At 55.0% G+C, this 22,133-nt stretch carries 18 protein-coding genes and 1 tRNA gene; 8 read left to right on the top strand and 11 right to left on the bottom strand.

Annotation, left to right across the window (positions count from 1 at the left end):
• Positions 1-68: 68 nt before the first annotated feature.
• The 8 genes from DPO_RS16420 to DPO_RS16385 all read right to left on the bottom strand — a co-directional run bounded on the left by DPO_RS16420 (position 69) and on the right by DPO_RS16385 (position 8,141).
• Positions 69-1,283, bottom strand: a complete 1,215-nt coding sequence (locus DPO_RS16420) for an outer membrane beta-barrel protein (protein WP_006967297.1) — start codon at positions 1,281-1,283, stop codon at positions 69-71.
• A gap of 77 nt (positions 1,284-1,360) precedes the next feature.
• Entirely contained in the window at positions 1,361-2,455 is a 1,095-nt protein-coding gene (locus DPO_RS24065; RefSeq protein WP_006967296.1) for a hypothetical protein, read from the bottom strand.
• Positions 2,456-2,503: 48 nt separating this feature from the next.
• Positions 2,504-3,265: a tyrosine-protein phosphatase gene (locus DPO_RS16410; protein WP_006967295.1), complete on the bottom strand. Its 762-nt coding sequence runs from the start codon at positions 3,263-3,265 to the stop codon at positions 2,504-2,506.
• A gap of 118 nt (positions 3,266-3,383) precedes the next feature.
• On the bottom strand, positions 3,384-5,075 hold the full coding sequence (locus DPO_RS16405) for a bifunctional sulfate adenylyltransferase/adenylylsulfate kinase (protein ID WP_006967294.1): 1,692 nt from the start codon (positions 5,073-5,075) through the stop codon (positions 3,384-3,386).
• 85 nt (positions 5,076-5,160) lie between these two features.
• Positions 5,161-5,237, bottom strand: a tRNA-Met gene (locus DPO_RS16400).
• 23 nt (positions 5,238-5,260) lie between these two features.
• Positions 5,261-6,223: a D-glycero-beta-D-manno-heptose-7-phosphate kinase gene (gene rfaE1, locus DPO_RS16395; protein WP_236609982.1), complete on the bottom strand. Its 963-nt coding sequence runs from the start codon at positions 6,221-6,223 to the stop codon at positions 5,261-5,263.
• 2 nt (positions 6,224-6,225) lie between these two features.
• Positions 6,226-6,831 carry a bifunctional phosphoserine phosphatase/homoserine phosphotransferase ThrH gene (thrH, locus tag DPO_RS16390; protein WP_006967292.1) on the bottom strand — a complete coding sequence of 202 codons (606 nt, stop codon included), beginning with the start codon at positions 6,829-6,831 and terminating at the stop codon, positions 6,226-6,228.
• Entirely contained in the window at positions 6,828-8,141 is a 1,314-nt protein-coding gene (locus tag DPO_RS16385) for a homoserine dehydrogenase (protein WP_006967291.1), read from the bottom strand. Before DPO_RS16385 ends, thrH begins: the two co-directional genes overlap by 4 nt.
• Before the next feature lie 166 nt (positions 8,142-8,307).
• On the opposite strand from DPO_RS16385, the gene purM reads away from it, so the two are divergent.
• The gene (gene purM / locus DPO_RS16380) at positions 8,308-9,351 is read left to right on the top strand and encodes a phosphoribosylformylglycinamidine cyclo-ligase (RefSeq protein WP_006967290.1); all 1,044 of its coding nucleotides are present in this window, start codon (positions 8,308-8,310) and stop codon (positions 9,349-9,351) included.
• A 25-nt stretch (positions 9,352-9,376) separates the two neighbouring features.
• The gene (gene tsaD / locus DPO_RS16375; protein WP_006967289.1) at positions 9,377-10,384 is read left to right on the top strand and encodes a tRNA (adenosine(37)-N6)-threonylcarbamoyltransferase complex transferase subunit TsaD; all 1,008 of its coding nucleotides are present in this window, start codon (positions 9,377-9,379) and stop codon (positions 10,382-10,384) included.
• Positions 10,385-10,391: 7 nt separating this feature from the next.
• On the opposite strand, the gene DPO_RS16370 is transcribed toward tsaD, so the two are convergent.
• Genes DPO_RS16370 through DPO_RS16360 form a run of 3 tightly spaced genes read right to left on the bottom strand, consistent with a single transcriptional unit; the run spans position 10,392 to position 13,172 of the window.
• The gene (locus DPO_RS16370) at positions 10,392-11,399 is read right to left on the bottom strand and encodes a glycoside hydrolase family 3 N-terminal domain-containing protein (protein WP_006967288.1); all 1,008 of its coding nucleotides are present in this window, start codon (positions 11,397-11,399) and stop codon (positions 10,392-10,394) included.
• Complete coding sequence (locus tag DPO_RS25255; RefSeq protein WP_006967287.1) at positions 11,392-11,733, bottom strand: hypothetical protein; 342 nt, start codon at positions 11,731-11,733, stop codon at positions 11,392-11,394. The genes DPO_RS16370 and DPO_RS25255 overlap by 8 nt, the downstream gene beginning before the upstream one ends.
• On the bottom strand, positions 11,730-13,172 hold the full coding sequence (locus DPO_RS16360) for a DNA integrity scanning protein DisA nucleotide-binding domain protein (protein WP_006967286.1): 1,443 nt from the start codon (positions 13,170-13,172) through the stop codon (positions 11,730-11,732). Before DPO_RS16360 ends, DPO_RS25255 begins: the two co-directional genes overlap by 4 nt.
• A 151-nt stretch (positions 13,173-13,323) precedes the next feature.
• On the opposite strand from DPO_RS16360, the gene DPO_RS16355 reads away from it, so the two are divergent.
• The 6 genes from DPO_RS16355 to DPO_RS16330 all read left to right on the top strand — a co-directional run bounded on the left by DPO_RS16355 (position 13,324) and on the right by DPO_RS16330 (position 22,109).
• Positions 13,324-13,929, top strand: a complete 606-nt coding sequence (locus DPO_RS16355) for a TIGR04211 family SH3 domain-containing protein (protein ID WP_006967285.1) — start codon at positions 13,324-13,326, stop codon at positions 13,927-13,929.
• Positions 13,930-14,128: 199 nt separating this feature from the next.
• Entirely contained in the window at positions 14,129-15,817 is a 1,689-nt protein-coding gene (locus DPO_RS16350) for a long-chain-fatty-acid--CoA ligase (protein ID WP_006967284.1), read from the top strand.
• 202 nt (positions 15,818-16,019) lie between these two features.
• Positions 16,020-17,744 (top strand): NAD-dependent malic enzyme, encoded by a 1,725-nt coding sequence (locus DPO_RS16345; protein WP_006967283.1) that lies wholly within the window; start codon positions 16,020-16,022, stop codon positions 17,742-17,744.
• A 3-nt stretch (positions 17,745-17,747) separates the two neighbouring features.
• The gene (locus DPO_RS16340) at positions 17,748-19,511 is read left to right on the top strand and encodes an aldehyde ferredoxin oxidoreductase family protein (RefSeq protein ID WP_006967282.1); all 1,764 of its coding nucleotides are present in this window, start codon (positions 17,748-17,750) and stop codon (positions 19,509-19,511) included.
• Complete coding sequence (locus tag DPO_RS16335; protein ID WP_006967281.1) at positions 19,504-20,763, top strand: class II aldolase/adducin family protein; 1,260 nt, start codon at positions 19,504-19,506, stop codon at positions 20,761-20,763. Before DPO_RS16340 ends, DPO_RS16335 begins: the two co-directional genes overlap by 8 nt.
• Complete coding sequence (locus tag DPO_RS16330; protein WP_006967280.1) at positions 20,760-22,109, top strand: sigma-54 interaction domain-containing protein; 1,350 nt, start codon at positions 20,760-20,762, stop codon at positions 22,107-22,109. Before DPO_RS16335 ends, DPO_RS16330 begins: the two co-directional genes overlap by 4 nt.
• Positions 22,110-22,133 lie beyond the last annotated feature (24 nt).

Raw genomic sequence — 22,133 nt, 5'->3', positions numbered from 1 at the left:
TTCTTTCATACCATTATTTTTCTGCTTAGACAATATGTTGATAATTTACTGACAACGACTGTCCGGGTCTATTTAGACCCCAGGTCATAATTGAATTTCGCTTTGAGCATCACATACTCATTGTCAAAACTCTTTCCAACAAAATTGGAATCCCTTTCTTCCAGTCCGCCGGAAAGTCCCACGGTAAAGAAACGGTTGATCAAATAGTCCGCACCCAGAGAAACCAGCCACCGGTCATCCTCACGGGAAGAGGTTTCATAGTCGGAGTTCTGATAATATCCGGACATAATGCAATTGATCTTTTCCATGACCAGGTAGGTAAGCCGGGCATCCAGGCGCGTGGAGGTGAAATAGGTGTCCCCCGTTCCTGAATCGTTCAGGTTGGAGCCGAAAGACAGATAAATCGAGCTTTTGGGAACGGTTCTAGCATCCGGGGGATTCTGGCCCAGCACAGACACTTTCCATACAAACTGATCAATGTCTCCGGAGGGAACGGTCCGGTCGAATTCACGATTGTGATATCCCACCCCGGCCCCGAAGGTCAGGAAATTGATCTGGTGTTTGGCATTGAGCATGAGCTGGTTGGAGGTATAATCCACGGAGTTTTTGTCATAGTCTCTTTCCCAGAGCTGATAATTCAGGTCAAAGGATGTTTTGGGAGTGAACCGGTAAAGCCAGGTGAGCCCGCCCCGGTTTTCCACAGAATCCTCCCCCTGGCCGGGGCCGTCATCTGAATAATCTGTGTACAGGTTGGTGTATTTGACACCTAAGCTGAACTTATCACCGAACTTGTAATTCACTCCGGGAGAAAACCGGTTCAGGGTGTATTTGTACCGGTCCACGCTGTTGTCGTTGGCATCGGCACTGGCCGGATCCCGGGTTTTGATAAACGTGTTGTCCAGTCCCAGCAGCACCCGCTGGGACACCTGGCTCTGGAAGCGGAACGCGGCATTGTGAGCGGTGTAGTCAAATTCATCCGCATCCAATTGACCGGGCATGTTTTCATCCTGGTCATCATACATGAAGCGCTGGAAAGAGTAATCCAGAGACATCAGAGTTTTGCCTGTAGTGTACCCTAAGTTGATGCCGGGTTTGACCGTGTAGGTATACACACTTTTTTCTGCGTTTTCCGCTTTATGAAAGTTGCTGTCTGACTGCCAGTCCACCTGGATATGGGGTTTGACCAGCAGGCGCTCCTGGGCAAAGGCCGGGCTGCCCGTCAGGACAAGGCATAAGGCCGCCAGAACACTGACGATGATATAGTAGGGGTAAAACGATTTCATAGGTAATCTCCAGTCCTCGTAATTATTGAATATCCATTCCCTTTAAGATTATTATACCGGATCTTCTTTCCGTCGGATCAAACCGGACTTGCATCCTGCTCATCCGGAGGCAGGGGCGGTTCTGGTTCTGGTTCGGGTTCTGGTAGTGGTTCGGGTTCGGGTTCGGGTTCTGGTTCGGGTTCGGCTTCCTGTTGCTGCTGTTGCTGCTGTTCTTGTTGTGCTTGTTCCTGTCCTTGTTCTGAGCCGGTTTGTGAGGCTTCAGAGACAGCTTCGACATCCTGGCCGGTTTCCTGGGCGGCCTGGGTGGCACCTGAATTGGCACCTGAACTGGCGGCACCGGATACAGTTGCACTATCCTGGCCGGTTTCAACTGCAGCACTGGCAGCACCGGAGGTGGCACCGCTGCTGGCGGCACTGGCAGCGGCTGCTGTATCCTGACCCGTGGCGGCGGCTTCTCTCACGGCACCAGACGTGGCACCTGAAGCAGCGGCATTCGCGGCGGCTGCTGTGTCCTGACCCGCTGCGGCGGCAGCTCTCACGGCACCGGAAGTAGCACCTGAAGCAGCGGCATTGGCAGCAGCGGCTGTGTCCTGACCCGCTGCGGCGGCAGCTCTCACGGCACCGGAAGTAGCACCTGAACTGGCAGAACTGGCGGCGGCGCCTGTATCCTGACCCGTCGCTACAGCAGCTTCCACGGCCCCGGAAGTGGCGCCTGAACCGGCTGACTGGGTCACGGCAGCCACATCCTGTCCGGTCGCTGTGGCAGCTTCCACGGCGCCGGAGGTGGCACCTGAACTGGCTGACTGAGTCACGGCAGCCACATCCTGACCCGTTTCAACAGCGGCCTCCACGGCACCCGATGTTGAACCGGAACCGGCAGCCTCGGCGGCAGCCGCAGGGCTCTGTCCGGCGTTGACAGCAGCTGACACTGCGGCAGATGTTGCCTGTTTGGAGACGGCTTCCGGGTCTTCACCGGCGGCGACGGCCCGCTTGACCGCTCTTTTGGTGGCTTCTTTGACTGCCTGGGAATTTCCAGCAGCTGCGGCTGCCTGAATCTCCGCCTGCTCCTGGGGGGTCAGCTGGGCGATGGCCTGATCAGCAACCAGACCCAACAAAGCCATGGCTGCCAGGGCCAGGACCATCAATCGGACTTGTCTGACGAGGATCTTCATAGGGTTTCTCCTTTTTTATTTTTTGATTATTACCAAATCAAAATATTTTCAAAAATTTATCGCACCCCGTATATTTCCGGTCCGGGAATGGTTCCCGGCACCAGGAGATGGTTCTGATAACTGTTCAGGATTCTTTTGAAGTATTTGATATGTATCGGCCGAATCAATTAATTTGTTCAGTTTTTTTTCAGCTGTTTTCATGCGGTACTTTCTGCCCGGATGAATATCAGATCCCAGACAGAAAATCTGGTTGTTCTGTGCCAGGGTTCTGGCCATTTTAAGGGGTCCTCGCCCAAAATCACCCGTAAGGCTCCCGGCGGTCACCTGAACCCGGGCTCCCTGGAAAATAAGATCCGCAGCCAGCCCGTGCTGGGACATAATCATGGGATTTCGCTCAGCATGGGCGATAATAGGAATAATCCCCCGTTCTTTGAGCTGATGAATCATTTTAAAAAACGCATGCGGGATAAACATGGGCGGCAGTTCCAGCAGCAGATAACGGCCCGTATTTCCCAGTGTCAGCAGATCACCGGCATCAAACCGGGCCACCAGATCGTGATTGACCCGGATCTCCGCGCCGGGCAGAATCCGGATGTCCACACCGGCCCGGTCCACGGCATGGCACAGTTCCTGCCAGGCAGCAAGAATGTCTGTTTTTTTGCAATCATACACCCCGTCACAGCAGTGGGGCGTGGCAAATATGACCTTGACACCCTGATCCACAGCCTGAATAACGAAATCCATTGACTGCTGAATGCTTTGAGCACCGTCGTCCAGTGCCGGTAAAATGTGTGAATGGGTGTCGATCATAATTACTGTTTATTGCCTGATTACGATGAATAGATTTTATTTTGTTCACAATGGCTACTGTTTTAACCTCAAACGACCGGCATTGTCAATAAGAGAAAACCCCTATTTTTTAAATTTTTCACACAAATTTTTTCCGGCTCAGCAAAAGCAACACCTCCCGGGCCGCCTCTTCCGGGGTGATGCGGGTGGTGTCAATGCGCAGTTCCGGCTGTTTCGGGGTTTCATAGGGATCGTCCACCCCTGTGAACCCTTTGAGGAGTCCGGCCCGGGCTTTGGCGTACATGCCTTTACGATCTCTTTTTTCGCATTCCGTGATGGGGGTGGATACATGGATTTCAAAGAAACCGCCGTAGTGTTCAATGGCTTTGCGGATTTCGTCTCTGGTGCGCTGGTAAGGAGCGATGGGGGCGCAGATGGCAATGCCCCGGTTTTTGGTGATCTCCGAGGCCACAAATCCGATGCGCCGCACATTGATGTCTCTGTGTTCCCTGGAAAAATTGAGTTCCGAAGACAGGTGGCGGCGGACAATGTCCCCGTCCAGAAGCGATACGGGCCGGGTCCCCATCTCCAGGAACCGGGCATACAGCACTTTGGCAATGGTGGATTTGCCGGCCCCGGACAGGCCCGTGAAAAAAATGGTGAATCCCTGGCGGGCCGGGCTGGGATAGGAGCGGTCCAGCTCTTGGATCACTTCGGGAAATGTGGCCCAGTCCGGGATTTTCTTGCCCTTCCTGATCCGGTCCCGGATATCTTTGCCCGTAAAAGAAATGGTTTCTCTGGACCCGTTCACCTCGGAGGCCAGGCAGAACTCATCGTCAAAGGGCAGATACACCATTTCTTCAAAAAACACGGGATCAATGCCCAGTTCTTTAGCCGCTTCAGATGCCAGGGCCTCGGCCCGGTCCGCGGGGTAAAAGGGTTTTCCGCTGCTGTCATTGCCCGGGCTGGCATGGTTGTGTCCGATCACAAAATGGGTGCATCCGAAATTTCTGCCGATGATCATGTGCAGGACCGCGTCTCTGGGGCCTGCCATGCGCATGGCCAAAGGCAGCAGGTTGAGCAGGTGGGAGTTGGGGGGATAGTGAGTCCCAACTTTTTGATAGCAGCGCATGCGGGTGTAGTGGTCGAAATCGTCCGGACCGGGAATGCCGGCCGCGGGCAGCAGCAGCAGATTGGCCCGGGCTTTCTGCATGGCCTGGATGGTCATCTCGAACTGGGGCCGGTGAATGGGCTGCCGGGTCTGGAATCCCACAATGCGGTGCCATCCCAGCTTGCGGAAGCGTTCCCGCACTTCGGCCGGGGTCAGGCGGATTCCGGGGAAATCCGGGTGAATGGGCAGGTTCAGGGCCTGGATGGGACCGCCGATATAGTGGGATCCGCATTTGCTGCGCAGATAATCCACCCCCGGGTGGGCCGGATCCCGGGTCCCGTACACGGCCAGGGCTTCATTGTCCTTGTCCACGGGCCAGATGTCTTCCAGGGTCATGACGCCCAGCAGAAATCCTTCCGGATCCCGGAGCACCACGGACTGGCCCGCCTCCAGGGCGGCAGCCTGCGTGTCATGAATATCCAGGCAAATGGGCACAGGCCACAGATCCCCGGATGACAGGCGCATGCGGTCCAGCACGGATTCGTAATCCACCCGGGTCATGAAACCGGTCAACGGGGAAAATACCCCGGTGACCAGCAGTTCGAAATCACAGATCTGCCGCTCGTTGAGAATCACATCCGGCAGGGTGGATGTCAGTTTCTTGAGCACCTGATGCTGTGGGTCATCCACCAGCAGATTGACAATGGTTGCGTCATCCATGATCCACTCCTTGTTCAAGCTTGTTCACGCATGGCCCGGAAACACAAAAAGGGGCAGCGCCGAACGCTGAACCCCTTAGTTTCTTTGGTAGCGGGGGAAGGATTTGAACCAACGACCTTCGGGTTATGAGCCCGACGAGCTACCAGACTGCTCCACCCCGCATCAATTCGACTAATATAGGGCAATTATTCTTTTCCGTCAAGCACTTTTTTTAATTCTGCCATCGTAGGTGTGGCCGTGCCCACTTTGCCCACCACAATACCGGCCCCGGCATTGGCCACCACGGCACTGTCCAGAAAAGATGCGCCCGATGCCAGACCTAAACCCAGCAAAGAGATGACCGTGTCCCCGGCCCCGGACACATCAAATACCTGCCGGGCCCTTGATGCGATCACATGGGGGGCGGCATTTTTTTCAAACAGCACCATGCCGTGTTTGCCGCAGGTGATCACCAGCCGATCCAGGGCCACGGTGTTTAAAAGCGATTCACCGGCGGCAAACAGATCTTTCTGGCAGGTGATGTCCATGTTGGCGGCCACGGCCGCTTCTTTCTGGTTGGGTGTGAGCACGGACACCCGGGCGTATTTGTCAAATTTCAGGGATTTAGGGTCTGCCAGGGTCAGGACCCCGTGTTTCCGGGCCAGGTCCACGGTATGGGCCACCAGCTCGGAGGTCACCAGTCCTTTGTCATAATCGGAGATAATGATCAGGTCCACCTGGTCCATCATGCCGGTCATGATGTCCTTGAGCCGGGCCAGCGTCTCCGGGCTGATGGGCCGCCGCACTTCCCGGTCAATGCGCAGCACCTGCTGGCTGGAAGCGATGATCCGTGTTTTCAGGGTGGTGGGACGGTCCGGTTCGCTGATGATGCCGTGGGTGCAAACCCCTGAATCTTTGAGCTTTTCCAGGATCATCCGGCCGGCCTTGCCGGTTCCGGCCGTGCCGATGGCCGACACTTGCGCGCCCATGGCAGTGAGGTTGTTGATCACGTTCCCGGCCCCGCCCAGGGTGTGGTTTTCTCTTTCCACGGCCACAACGGGCACGGGGGCTTCCGGTGAAATGCGGTCCACCCGGCCCCACAGGTATTCATCGATCATCAGATCCCCGATCACGAGAACTCGAATCTGTTGAAACCGATCAATATCCATGGTCATGAATCCAGCAGCCGGGACAGCATGGCTCTAAGTTCATCATAATCCCTTGTCACGGAAATATCCGGGTATTCTGCCGCCACGGTTTCCGGGGGTTTAAAGAAAAATCCATGGTCTGCAGCCTGAATCATGGCAATATCATTATAAGAATCCCCGAAAGCGATCACCTGATAGTTCAAGGCCTGAAACGCCTGCACGGCTTTCTGTTTCTGGTTGTCAATACGCAGATTGTAATGGGTGATATTGCCCTGGGCATCCATGGTCAGGCTGTGGCACAACAGCGTGGGAAACCCCAGTTTGGCCATCAGGGGCCGGGCAAACTCTTCAAACGTATCCGATAAAATAATGAACTGGGACCGGGACCGGATCCAGTCCAGCGTTTCTTTTGCGCCGGGCAAGGGATCCAGGGTGGCGATGACCTGCTGAATGTCCTGGATTGTCAGGTGATTGTCCTTTAAAATGGCCAGACGTTTTGACATCAGAACATCATAGTCTTTAATGTCCCGGGTGGTCAGCCGCAATTCCTTGATACCGGTTTTTTTTGCCACATTGATCCAGATTTCCGGTAAAAACACCCCTTCCAGATCCGCCACAATCAGTTTCATTGTGCCTCCTCATCTTCAATACGGATCACCATGGGACGCTTTATCACGCAATCGGTTTCCGTGATCCGGCCCAAAGCCCGCTGGATCCATTCCTCTTTGGCCACATGGGTGATCATGACCACGGGGACAGTCCCGCTGGCATTGCGCCCCTGCTGCTGCACGGAGCTGATGCTGATTTTGTTCTCCCCCAGGATGCCGGCAATCCGGGACAGCACCCCGGGATGGTCCTGGGCCTCGAACCGCAGGTAATATCGGGTCATGAGTTCGTTCATGGACAAAATGGGAATATGCCGGATATTTTCTTGCGGATACCCCAGGATGGGGACCCGGCCCGTGGACCCTGCGATGATATTTCTGGCAATGTCGGCAATGTCGCTGAGCACGGCCGATGCTGTGGGCATCATTCCGGCCCCGTGACCATAGAGCATGGTTTTGCCCGTGGCATCCGCATCAATGGCAATGGCGTTCATGGAATGGTCCACATGAGACAAGGGATTGGTGTTGTCGATCATGGTGGGATGGACCCGGGCTTCCACATGATCCTTGTGACGCTTGCCGATGGCCAGCAGCTTGATGGTGTAGCCGAATGATTTGGCAAATTCAATGTCCATGGGCGTGATGTCCCGGATGCCTTCCACATGGATATCGGACAGATTGATTTCCATGCCGTGGGCCAGGGCATTGAGAATGGCCAGTTTATGGGCCGTGTCATGGCCGTCGATGTCCAAAGAAGGTTCGGCTTCGGCAAACCCCAGTTCCTGGGCGGTTTTCAGGGCCTCTTCAAATGTGGACCCGTCCTTTGAGATCCGGGAGAGGATATAGTTGCAGGTCCCGTTCAAAATGGCGGACATGGAGTTGATGTCATTGGCCACCAGGGATTCCCGCAATGTTTTGATGATGGGCATGCACCCGCCGCAGCTGGCTTCAAACATCAAATCCACCCGGTTTTTCCGGGCCGTCTCCACCAGTTCACCCCCGCAGGCGGCCAGCAGGGCCTTGTTGGCCGTGACCACATGTTTGCCGTTTTCAAGGGCCGTCATGATAAACTGTCTGGCCGGGGTGTGCCCGCCGATGAGTTCCACCACCACATCGATATCCGGGTCCGTCAATACGGCCATGGCATCCGTCACCAGGGCCGGGGTTGAAAGATCAATACCGCGGTCCGTGTCAATGTCGAGATCTGCAATGGTTTTCAGGTTCAGATGGGCCCCGGTCCGGGATGCCAGCAGCCGGCTTTTCCGGGTCAGCAGGTCAGCCACCCCCGTGCCCACCACCCCCAGCCCGAGGATGCCGATGTGGATAGTTTTCATGGCGTTTTTTCTCCGAAAATGGATCCGTTAATTTCAAACCACAGGTTAAGTTTGGATAAATACATGATAACTGCGGCCATGTCAAAAAGCTTTTGACTTTTAAGGCCCGACTGTTTATCATCTTAGGGTTTTATTGACAGCCAATTGCCCAGACAAGGTGAATTTCATGAATGATTCTTTAACATATGCAGATGCCGGGGTTGATATCGACAAAGCCAACCAGCTGGTGGACCGGATCAAGGATATTGCCCGATCCACTCCCAGATCCGGTGTCATGGGAGAAATCGGCGGATTCGGCGGCCTGTTTTCTCTCAATCTGTCCAATATACCCAATCCCGTACTGGTCAGTTCCACGGACGGGGTGGGCACCAAACTGAAAATTGCATTTCTCATGGACCGGCATGACACCATCGGCATCGATCTGGTGGCCATGTGCGTCAACGACATCATTGTCCAGGGCGCCAAACCGTTGTTTTTTCTGGATTACCTGGCCATGGGCCGGCTGGACAACACCGTGGCGGAACAGATCATCAAAGGCATTGCCAAAGGCTGCACCAAAGCCGGATGCGCGCTGATCGGCGGGGAAACCGCTGAAATGCCGGGGATTTATCAACCCGGTGAATATGATCTGTCCGGGTTTTCCGTGGGCATTGTGGACAACAATAAAATTATCGACGGCTCCTACATCCGTCCGGGACATCAGCTCATCGGCTTAGGGTCCAGCGGTGTTCATTCCAATGGATTTTCTTTGGTCAGAAAAATATTTTTCGATCACTGCAAATTTGATGTACACACCCACATGCCGGAACTGGGCACCACGCTGGGAGAGGAACTGCTGCGGCCCACCACCATTTATGTGCCCTCTATCCACAATCTGATGCGGGATCTGCCCGTTCACGGACTGGCCCATATCACGGGGGGCGGCATTGATGAAAACATCATCCGGGTGATTCCGGATGCCTGCAAAATCCTGATCCGAAAAAATGCCTGGGAAAGACCGCGCATATTTGACCTGCTCCAGTCTTCCGGCCATGTGTCGGATGCTGAGATGCACCGGACCTTTAACAACGGCATCGGCATGATTCTGGTGATTCCGGAAAAATCGACCGAAGACGTCATGGACCGGCTCAAGGCCATGAATGAGCCGGCGTTTTTCATCGGTGAAGTCACGGACAGAAAAAATAATGAAGCACAGGTCCAGTGGATCTGATTGTTTATAATCGTTCCGGTTCTTTATGATTGTTCTGGGTATTGAATCGTCGTGTGATGAAACCGCCGCCGCCGTCGTAGACGGACACAACCGGATTCTGTCTTCAGTGATCGCATCCCAGGTGGATGCGCACAGACCTTATGGCGGCGTGGTTCCGGAGCTGGCCTCCCGCATGCATGTCCAGGCCATCACCCCCGTGGTGACCCGGGCCATGGATGAGGCCAACCTGTCGATTCAAGATATTGACGGGGTGGCGGCCACCCGGGGACCCGGGCTTGTGGGGGCGCTCCTGGTGGGATTTACCTTTGCCAAAGCCTTTGCCTGGGCCAAAAACCTGCCTTTTGCCGGGGTCAATCACCTGGAAGCCCATATTCATTCCCTGCTGTTATGCCGGCCGGCCCCTGAGTTTCCCTTTATCGCCCTGGTGGTGTCGGGCGGACATACCAATATTTATCATGTGGTTTCCGACAACCGGTTTGAACTGATGGGCCAGACCCGGGACGATGCCGCCGGAGAAGCCTTTGACAAAGTCGCCAAAACCTTGGGACTGGGATATCCCGGAGGTCCCGTGATCGAGGCGATGGCCAGGGACCGTGACCCCGGGGATATTGTGTTTCCCAGGTCCCTGCTGGAAAAAGGCAGTTTTGATTTCAGTTTTTCAGGGCTTAAATCCGCCGTGGCCCGGTATGTTCATGAGCATCCGGTTCAAACCCGTGACGATAAAGCCCGGGTGGCGGCCGCATTCCAGGCGGCAGTCGTCGATGTGGTGTGCGAAAAACTGGTGGCGGCAGCCCAATCCCGGCACTGCCGGCAGATCGGTATTTCCGGCGGGGTGTCCGCCAACCAGACCCTGGTGGCGGCCCTGACCCGCCGGGCGGCCCGGTATCAGATTGAAGTCATTGCCCCGCCCGTGTCTTTGTGCGGGGACAATGCCGCCATGGTGGCGGCCCGGGGCGCGGTCATGATCCGGGACGGCCATCTCTGCGGCCTGGATAAGGACGTGTTTTCCAGGGCCCTGAACCTGTCTGCCTGACCCAGGATCACAAACGATCCGGTTTTTTCCATCCTAAGTACGCTTCCTTGTACCGGTATATTCTTTGAACGCACATCCGGCCGGATGCCCGGGCTTTGGGGTCGGATGACAGCTGCCGGGTCAGGGCCATGACGGCTTTTTCAATGTCCGGCCCCTGGTGACAGATCAGAGCCAGATCAATTTCAGATGCCAGAATCCGGGCCATGCAGACATCCATATCCTGATCAATGGCTTTCATATCCAGATCATCCGTGAGTACCAGGCCGTCAAATCCCAGGGTGTGCCGGATCAAATCATGGGCAATGGCCTTGGACAGGCTGGCCTGCCACCGGGGATCCAGCCGGGGGTACAGGATATGGGAGATCATGATACCGGCCGCATCCGCACGCACGGCCGCCTCAAAGGGAAGCAGGTCCACGGCCTTTAGTTCAGACAGTTCCACATCCAGTTCAGGCAGATGATGGTGGGAATCCAGCACGGTGCGGCCGATGCCCGGAAAATGCTTGGCCACGGCCATGATACCCGATGATTGCAGGGTCTGGATCACGGTGGTGCCCAGATCCGCCACGGCCTCAGCGTTTCCGGGAAACGCCCGGGTTTTCATGATGGAATCCGTGCCCGGGGGCACCACATCCATGACCGGCGCCAGATTCATGTTGATCCCGGCCTGCTTGAGTTCTCCGGCCGTGATCCGGGCAAAGGCGGCTGCCTGTTCCCGGGTTCGGATCAACGGGTTGCCGTCAAACTGGGTGAACGGGGGCGAAAGCCGGGACACGGCCCCGCCCTCCTGGTCCACGGCAATGAACAGCGGAGGCAGATTCAAGGATGCGGCATATGCCTGGGCACGGGCGCACAGGGCGGCCACCTGATCCGGGGAAACGATATTGGGCTTAAACAAAATAATGCCCCCGGCCTGATACTCACGGATAATGGTTTCCAGATCCTTGTTGAATTTTGTCCCGTTGAATCCCAGCATCAACCGCTGGCCGGCCAGGTGCCGGATCATTTTATCCATGCAGGTGGTCACTTGCCTGTTTCAACTGCTGCGTCACCTGTTCAGACAGGTCCCCGGCCTGTGTCAGGTGGGCCGCAATGGTGTCCAGCCCGGCCTGTTTTGCTTTTTTGGCCCAGGAATAATAATTGTCCTTGTGGCTGTCATTGTGATCCACCCAGTGGGCCAGAAGCACGGCCAGTTTTTCTTTGGTGGACATGTCCGGTTTTCCGTCATGGGGATGGGTATGATCATGTTCGTGGGGATGGGCATGTTCGTGAGTATGGTCATGTTCGTGGGTATGATCATGGGGATGGTCATGTTCATGGGGATGGCTGTGTTCGTGTTTGTGACTCATAAAAGCACTCCATTTAAATAATTTTCCAGAACCACAGGTTCCGGGATATGTTGACTCATGGGCCGCCAGTCGCTGAACGCACTGATTTCAATGCCGTTGTAAATGATGGACACTGGACGATCCGCAGACACCACCACCACGATAATCCCTGAATTGGCGGCGGAAAACCGCAGCGCGGAATTGTACCGGGCCCCCCGGGCCATTTTTTCCCATTCAATGGTGCGGCCGTCCAGCAGACAGGCAAATCCATGGATACAGGTGTCTGCGGTCAGATGAACGGCCCCGTCGATTTTCAGCAGAGAACAGGCCAGTTCAATGTTCCGGGTTTCCATCAGGCTTAAAGGCGGGTCCAGCACATGGCCGGACAGCCGCGTGGGCGGATCATTGAGGTCGATCACCAGGGTGCAGCCATGGCGGGCCCGGCCCGCATTGTGCACCAGATGGGACACCACCTGGAAAAGCACCGTGGCCCGGTCCGTGTCCAGATCCGTGTCCAAAAGCAGTTCTTCCAGCTCCACCAGCCGGGCCTCCCGGGTGATGGAATGAAAACTGCCGTCAAAAAACGACGCAATCCGGGTGTCCTTGATGTCCAGAAACCCGTAATCCCCCCGGAAATGGACCGCAATCGCATCATCAGGCACGGGTTCATCCGTGATGCCGATGATGGTCCGGCCGTCGGACACCAGTTTTCTGTGGGAATCTTCCACGGCCACCATCAGCTTGCGGATATGTTTGATATTAAACAGCTGAGGCCGCTGATGTTTTTGAATCCGGGTGATGAATTCAATTTTTGCAATCTGTGCGGGATCACAGAAAAACAGCACCCCTCTGGGCCAGGCCCCCTCTTCCCGGGTTTTGGAAATTTCCAGGACATGGTTTAAAATGGCCGGCACCTGAAGTTTGCTGTCATGGGCCAGGTGCCGGTCCCGTTGATCCACAATATGATCGGCAATGGCCTGCAGGGCATAATTTTCAAGGGCATATTCCGATGAATGAATCGGGGCGTTTTTACCGTTATAATCATGAATCAGCAGCGTGGCCGCCTGTTCCAGCCACCGCTGGGCCGGATAAATGGAACATAAATCCGGATGGTGCTCCGTGAACCAGGCCTGGTAAAAAAAATCACTGCAGCAGCAGCCGTATGAAATCAGGCCGGAAAGGGCCAGATCGTTTTCCGGAATCTGAAACCCTTCGGGCTGCCCATCAATGACCGTGCGGATCCGGGTTTGCCACTGACTTTCTTTAGCGCTGAACATGGTGTGGATCTTCACCCCGTGTCCCCGGAGCAGATCCTGGGGATCCAGCACCTTCACAGGGTCTGCCGGATCTGCGGCATAAATCAGCGCGACCCGGCTGGGGTGTGAAAACTTGGACAACCCTTCGGTCACCCCGTTGATGATATTGGCCACACACAATTTTCGATACAGCGCCTGATCCATTTTCACCCTGACCTTTATTCCACAAATCCGTTTATGAGTGATACCCATGTTTCCTGCAATTTATCAAGTTTTTTTTCCCTGGCCTTTGCCCGGGTATTGTAAAATAATCTCAAGGTTGGTATTGAAGGAACAAAAACACCCCGGAGGCCACATGCGACTATTTTCTTTTCTTTTGGTAAGTTTGATTCTTGTTTTCAGCACGGTTGCGGGCTATTCCCAATCCCGTACCGGCTATGTCACAGACCGGCTGATTCTGACCTTCCGGCAGGGGCCCGGACCGTCGTATCCCGTGGTGAAAACCCTGGAAAGCGATACCCGGATGACCCTTTTAGATGAACAGGGCGGGTATTACAAGGTGCGGCTGTCAAGCGGTGACACGGGTTGGGTGGAGCAGCAGTTTGTGACATTTGATACGCCCAAATCCCAGATAATCCAACAGATGAAACAAGAACATGCCGCGTTGAAAAAACAGTTCACAGAATTGTCCACGGCCCATGAACAGCTCAAAAACAAGCTGGCAACCATGTCCGAAAATACGGAAGATCTCTACCAGGTCCTGGAAAAAAACAAACGACTGGAAAACGAGAACCAGCAGCTGGCCGCAAGGGTTGCAGCGCTGGAAAATGAATCAGAAAACCTGTTTAAGACCCGTATGATCAAATGGTTTCTGGCCGGGTTCGGGGTCATTTTTATCGGATGGATTCTGGGCCAGACCGTTTCAGGCAGAAACCGCAGACAAAGTTCTTTGCTCCAGTAAGTCTCATCCCAGGGATTGCACTTCAGTTCACCCGCCTGCCGGGCAGGGCCTGTGATATCATTTCAGACATGAAACATTGTTTTCTTCTTGACACCTGTGTCTTAAAGCGGTTTATTGTATCCATAAATAAATATGTCCGAGACCAACGGGTTGCCCGCAATCCCGGGGATGACTTAACTTTTTTTGAAAGGAGCTGACCTTGGCCGACCAAAGTGCATATGAAAAAAAAATCTGGCTGAATTCCTATGAGCCCAATATTCCGGGCACCATTGATTTTGAAGACATTCTGGTGCCGCAATATCTGACCCAGTCGGCAGATCAGTTTCCGGACCATACGGCCCTGATTTTCCAGGGGTACCAGGTGAGTTTTAAAGAACTCAATGACATGGTGGGAAAATTTGCCGCCGGGCTCAAGGATTTCGGTATCCAAAAAGGGGACAGCGTGGCCATTCTTCTGCCCAATGTGATCCCCTGTGTGGTGGCGTATTATGCCATTTTAAGAATCGGGGGCATTGTGGTGTTTAACAACCCGCTGTACTCGGACCGGGAGCTGGAACATCAGTTTACGGATTCCAAATCCAAATTTCTCATCACCCTGGATCTGTTGGTGGAACGAATGGTGACACTGCGGGAAAAAACCGATATCAAAACCATTGTGTACACCTCCATCGGCGATTATCTGCCGTTTGTCAAGCGGCTTCTGTTCCCGCTGGTGGCCAAGAAAAAAGGCCTGGCAAAAGATGTATCCCCGGCCCCGGATCTGCATGCGTTCAAAGATATCATGGCCAAATACAGTCCGGATACCACCCAGGCGGACCTGACCTTTGATGATGTGGCCATGTACCAATATACGGGCGGCACCACGGGGGTTTCCAAGGGGGTTGTCCTCACCCACGGGAATATCTCGTGTCAGATTCAGCAGATCGAGACCTGGTTTCCGGAATTTGACAAAGGCGCGGAAATCATGCTGGGGGCATTGCCTTTTTTCCATGTATTCGGCATGTCCGTGTCCATGAACCTGGCCATCCGCCTGGCCTGGGCCAATGTGCTGGTGCCCAAGCCCCAGGCGGAACCGTTGCTGGAAGCCATTTCCAAATTCAAGGTCACGTTTGCGCCCCTGGTTCCCACCATGTATATCGGCATACTGGATCATCCGGATCTGGAACATACGGACCTGACCAGCATCAAAGGCTGTTTTTCCGGAAGCGCGCCGTTGCCCGTGGAAGTGATCAATAAATTTGAGAAAAAAACCGGCTCCATTATTGTGGAGGGATTCGGTCTCACGGAATCGTCTCCCGTGACCCATGTGAATCCGTTCCGGGGCCGGCGCAAGGTCGGCAGCATCGGGGTGCCCCTGCCTGACACGGAATGCCGGATCGTGGACCTGGAAGACCCGGCCAAAGAGATGCCTGCAGGAGAACCCGGCGAGCTGCTCATGCGGGGACCCCAGATCATGAAAGGGTATTTGAACAAACCCGAAGAAACCGCCAAAACCCTGACCAAAGAAGGGTTTCTGTGCACCGGCGATGTGGCGAAAATGGATGAGGACGGCTATTTCTACATTGTGGACCGCATCAAGGACATGATCATCTCCGGGGGATACAATGTCTATCCCAGGGACATCGATGAGGTGCTGTATGAGCACCCCAAAATTGTGGAAGCCTGTGCCGTGGGCATTCCGCATGCCAAACGCGGGGAATCCATCAAAGCGTTTGTGGTACTCAAACAGGGCCAGACCCTGACGGAAAAAGAGGTGATCGATTATTGTGCCGAAAGACTGGCCCGATACAAACTGCCCGTGGCCGTGGAATTCCGGGAAGAGCTTCCCAAATCCAATGTCGGCAAAATTCTGCGCAAAGATTTGCGCAAACAGCAGGAAGAAGTCTGATTGAACATCCGGCCGGCACGGAAGCGGACCGTGCCGGCCGGGACAACGGCATTTTTTTCATGGACTGCACAAAGTTTTACCCACGGAGATACGGGTCCTGGTCCCATTCATATATGCTGATTTCCAAATTCAAATATTTGTGATATGATCCCATTCGATTTTCAACCGGCAGTTAATTTAAAAAGAAAAGGATCTTCCCACCATGGAAATCAATCATTACGAATTTGAGTACGGCGAATACGGCGAAACCACGGGTGTCACCATCAATCTTCGCGGATTTGACATTCTTCGCTTCAACAATATCAGCAAAGGCACGGCATTCTCCATTGAAGAACGGATCCGCCTCAAGCTGAGCGGATATCTTCCCTTCCGGGTCAAAACCCTGGAAGAACAGGTGCAGAACAGCCTGGATATCATTGCCAAAAAAGAAAATGATATTGAAAAATTCATCTACATCCGAAGCCTGTACGACCGCAACGTGGTTCTGGCCCATGCCGTGATCGCCAGCGATGTCACCCAGTTTCTGCCCATTATCTATACCCCCACCGTGGGCCTGGCCTGCCAGCAGTATTCCAGTATGTTCCGCCGGGCCAACGGGATCCATCTGTTTCCCGACAATATCGACTATGCGGAATATATTCTGGCCAACTACACGGACAAGGACATCCGGGTGGCCGTGGTCACGGACAACCAGGGCATCTTAGGCTTAGGGGACCAGGGGGCCGGGGGTATTCCCATCTGCCTGGGCAAACTGATGCTGTACACCCAGGGCGCGGGCATCGCTCCCTGGCACTGCCTGCCCATTTCCCTGGATGTGGGAACCGACAATCAAACGTTGCTGGATGACCCCGGGTATCTGGGCTGGCGGAACAAACGCCTGACAGGAGAGGCCTATGACCGGTTTATTGAAAAATTCGTCAACGCCTTTAAAAAAGTGTTTCCCAAAGCCCTGTGCCAGTGGGAGGATTTTTCCAAACAAACCGCGTTTTCCGTGCGGGACAAATACCTGGACCAGGTGATCTCGTTCAACGATGATATCCAGGGCACGGGGTCCATCACTTTGGCCGGTATTCTGGCGGCCATGAAATCCAAAAATGAATCCTTGACCGACCAGGTGTTTCTGGTGAACGGGGCCGGTGCCGGGGGCGTGGGCATTGCCGAACAGATCTGGACCGAACTCATTGAACAGGGCATGGATGAAACGGCGGCCAGAAAGCGCATTTTCACCATGGATTCCAAAGGTGTGGTCACCACGGACCGGGATCTGGAACCTTATAAACACAAATTCGCCCAGGATCCGGCCGACCTGCCCTGGTTGAAAACACAGGCAGACAATACATTGAAAAATGCCATTCTCCAGGCAAAAGTCACGGTACTCATCGGCACTTCCGGCCAGACCGGCTGCTTTGACCCGTCCATTGTGGATGCCATGATGCAGATTTCAAAAAAACCGGTCATTCTGCCTTTGAGCAATCCCACCACCAATGCGGAGGCCCTGCCCAAAGATCTGTACCAGTGGAGCAACGGCCAGGCCCTGGTGGCCACGGGATCGCCCTTTGCCCCCGTGACCCACAACGGCAAATCATACCGCATCGGCCAGATGAACAATGCGTTTGTGTTTCCGGGCATCGGTCTGGGAATTGTGGCGTCCGGCGCCACCCGGGTGCTGCCCGTATTTTTCTCTGCCGCAGCCCATGCCGTGGCCGGGTTTATCTCGGATCAGGACCTGGCGGACGGGATTTTGTGTCCGCCCCTGGATCAGCTGAGAGAAGTGTCCATTGCCGTGGCCAAACAGGTGGGGGCCGAAGCCATCAACGCCGGCGTGACCGGGGATGGATGCGCGTTTTCCCGGTTCAAGCACAACAATGATCCGGAACGGCTCAACACCCTGATCGATCACATGGTGTGGAACCCGGTCTATTATTAACCCATGTACGGGTGGACCGGACACATTGCCCTCATTGATCTGACCCGGGGACAGATCCGCACCCTGTCTCTGTCCCCGGAAACCTATGCCGGGCATATCGGGGGCCGGGGCTTAGGGGGACTGTTTGTGCGCCCGGCCGCCCCCCTGGGCTGGGACCATGAAGATATGCCTGTCTGCCTGTTCACCGGTCCTTTGACCGCCACCATTGCCCCGACTTCCGGCCGATGCCACATGATGTCCATCTCCCCGTTGACCGGGCTGGTGGGGGATGGATCCATGGGCGGGAAAATGGGGGTTCAGCTCAAACGGGCCGGATGGGACGGTCTGGTCATCACGGGAAAAAGCGATACCCCCGTGGGCATCCATATTCAGGACAACCAGATCACACTGGCGCCGGCCGGCCGGTTATGGGGCATGCCCGCGGACCGGGTTCATGACACACTGGCCCCGGGAAAAGACAGTCTGGCCTGTATCGGCCCGGCCGGGGAAAACGGGGTGCGGTTTGCCGCCGTGATCACGGATCAATATCATGCGGCTGGCCGCACAGGCTTAGGCGCAAGCTTAGGTGTCAAAAAAATCAAATATATCCGGGTGTCCGGCACGGGCCGCACCCGGGTCAAATATCTGAAAATGCTCAAACAGGCCAGAGAAGACATTGTCCGGCTCACGGCCGCCTCTCCCGCGCTCATGGGGCAATTCGGACTGTCCCGCCTGGGCACGGGGGCCCTGTACGATCTGATGGACAACCGATGCATGATGCCTACCCATAATTTCACGGCCACCCGGTTTGACCCGGCATCCCGCCTGAACGCCCATGCCTATGCCGCGGCATTTCAGCCCAGACGGCACGGGTGCAAAGGATGCCATATTTTGTGCAAAAAAATCGCCACCCGGTCCGATCCCGGGGCAAGTCTGCCTGAATTTGAAGCCATGTCCCATTTCACGGCCCTGATCGGTCTGGACGACATCCACGCGGTGACGGCCGCCAACCAGGTATGCAACCGGCTGGGCATGGACACCATTTCAGCGGCATCGGCCCTGGCCTGTTTCCGGGAAATCACGGGCCGGGATCTGACACCCGAATCCCTGATGACCCTTCTGGAAGATATCGCGTTTGACCGGGGACAAGGCAAAGACCTGAAACACGGGGCCGCCCATTATGCCCAATCCATGGGACATCCGGCTACGGCCATGGCCGTCAAGGGCCTGGAACTGCCGGCTTATGATCCAAGAGGGGCTTATGGCATGGCATTGGGATATGCCATGTCCACCCGGGGCGGCTGCCATCTGCGGGCCTATCCCATCTCCCATGAAATTTTGCGCAAACCCGTGGCCACGGACCGGTTCTCTTTTTCCGGCAAAGCCCGGATCATCAAAATTTCCGAAGACCTCAATGCCGTGGTGGATTCGTTGATTGCATGCAAATTCACTTTTTTTGCCGCAGGCCTTGAGGAATATGCCAATGCCTTGCACGGGGTCACGGGAAACCCGGTCACGGCCCGGGATCTGTTGGCTGTGGGTGAAAAAATCGTTTACAATGAACGCATCATCAACAGCCTGAATGGATTTGATGCCCGGCACGATACCCTGCCGGACCGGTTTTTTGACCATCCCGGCACCGGATGTGCGCAATTTTTAGTGCCGCCCATTGACCGGGCCGGGTTTGAATCCGCCAAAGCCGCTTATTACGAGGTGCGGGGACTGACCCCGGGCGGGTTGCCCACCAAAGAAAAAGCAAAACAACTGGGGCTCGATCTCCATGGATGATCTGGTCCAAAAATATGCCGACAAGCTGATCCATGCCGGCCTGGCAACGGCCCGGGGGGCGAATGCGCCCTTGATCGGCGGAAAGGACCAGGCCCTGGTATGGAACCGGACGGCCCGGGAAATCCCGGTGTTGACATCCGTGTTTGACCGTCTGGCCATCAATTCCCTGGTGTTTTTAAGACCTGCCCCGCCCTATGACCGGATCATCGGGTTTCTGGCGGAACGGGCCTTGAAAACCACGGGACGAATCACGCCCACGGACTGTGAAACCCGCACGTTTCTTCATGACCTGCCCGTGGCAGATCAATTCACGGCCCAGGGCATGGTCCAGGACCTGTCCCGCAGAAAAACCGTGATCATTTTAACAAAAGATCGCCGCGGCCAATCCCGGGGGCCTGCCGTGATCGCACCGGGAACCGTCACCCCGGAACAGGGATTTGTGCATGTCAGTTCCGTGTGCTTTGCCTGTTTTGTAAAATTTTTCTCCGATTATCTGACCGAATTGAAAACCGGGCACACGGACCCGGAAATGGATGCCGTGTACCAGCAGACCCTGCCGTTTCTGGAAGCGTCCCAACCCGGGACTGTTTCACCCCCTTCTTTTTCTCTGATGTCCGGTCCTTTCACGGATGAAGCAAAGGCGACAGCCGCCATGTCCCAGGCAGGAAAGCAGGTGGTGGCCGACGGGCTGGTGGATTCTTATTTCGGCAATATTTCCTGTTGCCTGAACCATACCCTTTACATCAGCCAGACGGGTGCGGCCTTAGATGAGCTGGAAGGATGCATTGATCCCGTGCCTCTGGACGGATCGTCTTCCGCCGGCATCACGGCGTCCAGCGAATTGTCGGCTCATTTGGAAATCATTGCCCGCACGGGATGCCGGGCCATTCTCCACGGGCACCCCCGGTTCAGCGTGATTCTGTCCATGGACTGCGATCCGGATCAAAAAGCGTGCTGTCCCTTTAATACCCGGTGCCATACCCATTGCCCCGTTCCCCGGCATATCAAAAACATCCCCATCGTTCCGGGTGAAGTGGGCACAGGCCCCTTCGGGCTGTGCCATACCCTGCCAAAAGCCTTTGATACGTCCGACACGGTGATTGTTTATGGCCATGGGGTATTTGCCACAGGAGACGTTGATTTCATTCCGGCGTTTTCACACATGACCGCGGTTGAAACTTTGTGCAAAAATCATTATCTTGAGCAGGTGAAGCAGTTGACGCAACGCACAAAAAAAAGCGAGCTGTCATGATTGATCCGAAAAAAATATCCGGCCCTCTGACACAGGAAACCACCCAGATTATTCTGGAGTGCATTTCCGACGGCGTGTTCACCATTGACTATAACTGGGAAATCACTTCGTTTAACCGGGCGGCCGAAGAAATCACGGGCATCTCCAGAAAGGAAGCCATCGGCCGGCACTGCTGGGAGGTGTTCCGGTCCAATATGTGCGAGGCGGAATGCGCTTTGAAAAAAACCATGGAAGAAGGTAAGCCTTATGTGTCCACTTCCGCGTATATCATCGATTCCAACCAGAAGAAAATCCCCATTTCCGTGTCCACGTCTCTGCTCATCGATAAACACGGGGAAGTGCTGGGCGGGGTGGAAATCTTCAGGGACCATTCTCTGGTGGAAGCGCTGCGCAAACAACTGTCCGCCAGTTTTCATGTGGAAGACATTGTCAGCAACAGCAACGCCATGAAAAAAATATTCACCATCCTGCCCCAGATATCCCAGTCCGACGCCACCGTGCTCATTGAAGGGGAAACCGGGACGGGCAAGGAACTCATGGCCCGGGCCATCCACAACATGGGACCCAGAAAAGACAAACCTTTCATGGCCATCAACTGCGGGGCACTGCCCGACACATTGCTGGAATCCGAACTGTTTGGATACAAAAAAGGGGCGTTCACCCATGCCGTCAAGGACAAACCCGGCAAATTCGCCCTGGCCCGGGGCGGCACCGTGTTTCTGGATGAAATCGGGGACACCAGCCCGGCGTTTCAGGTGAGCCTGCTCCGGGTGCTCCAGGAACATGAATACACCCCTTTGGGCGGTGTGGAAAAAGAAGAAACCGATGTCCGGATCATTGCGGCTACCAACCGGGACCTGTCCGAACTCATGGAAGCGGACCAGTTCCGGCAGGACCTGTATTACCGGGTCAATGTGGTCAAGCTGTTTCTGCCTCCGCTGCGCCAGCGCATGGAGGATGTCCCGCTGCTGGTGGAACGCTTTGTCTCAAAACTGAACCTGCGCCAGGGCAAATTCATCCAGGGAATCGACCATGCCGTGCTGGCATCGCTCATGTCCCATACGTTTCCCGGCAACATCCGGGAACTGGAAAATATTATTGAACATGCCTTTGTGCTGTGCCAGGAAGGGATCATCTCCTGTGACCATCTGCCGGGATTTCTGGTTCAAAAAAAGCAGACACCCTGCCAGGCCCCCGTGGATGATCCCGTGAAAGCGGCCCAGATCAATTTGATTTCAGATGCGCTTGCCCGAAACAATTACAATCGAAATGCCGCTGCCAAAGACCTGGGCATCCACAAAAGCACCTTGTTCAGGCGGATCAAAAAACTGGGGATCAAGTTATAATTGCAACCATCCCCCGCAGAGCAG

Origin of the sequence: Desulfotignum phosphitoxidans DSM 13687 (assembly GCF_000350545.1) — a bacterium.
Lineage (GTDB): Bacteria > Desulfobacterota > Desulfobacteria > Desulfobacterales > Desulfobacteraceae > Desulfotignum > Desulfotignum phosphitoxidans.
This window is presented reverse-complemented; position numbering and strand designations above follow the sequence as displayed.

Excerpts from the sequence above, each read along its gene's own strand:
- DPO_RS16420 (WP_006967297.1), bottom strand. The coding sequence starts at position 1,283 with ATGAAATCGTTTTACCCCTACTATATCATCGTCAGTGTTCTGGCGGCC.
- DPO_RS24065 (WP_006967296.1), bottom strand. The coding sequence starts at position 2,455 with ATGAAGATCCTCGTCAGACAAGTCCGATTGATGGTCCTGGCCCTGGCA.
- DPO_RS16410 (WP_006967295.1), bottom strand. The coding sequence starts at position 3,265 with ATGATCGACACCCATTCACACATTTTACCGGCACTGGACGACGGTGCT.
- DPO_RS16405 (WP_006967294.1), bottom strand. The coding sequence starts at position 5,075 with ATGGATGACGCAACCATTGTCAATCTGCTGGTGGATGACCCACAGCAT.
- rfaE1 (WP_236609982.1), bottom strand. The coding sequence starts at position 6,223 with ATGGATATTGATCGGTTTCAACAGATTCGAGTTCTCGTGATCGGGGAT.
- thrH (WP_006967292.1), bottom strand. The coding sequence starts at position 6,831 with ATGAAACTGATTGTGGCGGATCTGGAAGGGGTGTTTTTACCGGAAATC.
- DPO_RS16385 (WP_006967291.1), bottom strand. The coding sequence starts at position 8,141 with ATGAAAACTATCCACATCGGCATCCTCGGGCTGGGGGTGGTGGGCACG.
- purM (WP_006967290.1), top strand. The coding sequence starts at position 8,308 with ATGAATGATTCTTTAACATATGCAGATGCCGGGGTTGATATCGACAAA.
- tsaD (WP_006967289.1), top strand. The coding sequence starts at position 9,377 with ATGATTGTTCTGGGTATTGAATCGTCGTGTGATGAAACCGCCGCCGCC.
- DPO_RS16370 (WP_006967288.1), bottom strand. The coding sequence starts at position 11,399 with ATGGATAAAATGATCCGGCACCTGGCCGGCCAGCGGTTGATGCTGGGA.
- DPO_RS25255 (WP_006967287.1), bottom strand. The coding sequence starts at position 11,733 with ATGAGTCACAAACACGAACACAGCCATCCCCATGAACATGACCATCCC.
- DPO_RS16360 (WP_006967286.1), bottom strand. The coding sequence starts at position 13,172 with ATGGATCAGGCGCTGTATCGAAAATTGTGTGTGGCCAATATCATCAAC.
- DPO_RS16355 (WP_006967285.1), top strand. The coding sequence starts at position 13,324 with ATGCGACTATTTTCTTTTCTTTTGGTAAGTTTGATTCTTGTTTTCAGC.
- DPO_RS16345 (WP_006967283.1), top strand. The coding sequence starts at position 16,020 with ATGGAAATCAATCATTACGAATTTGAGTACGGCGAATACGGCGAAACC.
- DPO_RS16340 (WP_006967282.1), top strand. The coding sequence starts at position 17,748 with ATGTACGGGTGGACCGGACACATTGCCCTCATTGATCTGACCCGGGGA.
- DPO_RS16335 (WP_006967281.1), top strand. The coding sequence starts at position 19,504 with ATGGATGATCTGGTCCAAAAATATGCCGACAAGCTGATCCATGCCGGC.
- DPO_RS16330 (WP_006967280.1), top strand. The coding sequence starts at position 20,760 with ATGATTGATCCGAAAAAAATATCCGGCCCTCTGACACAGGAAACCACC.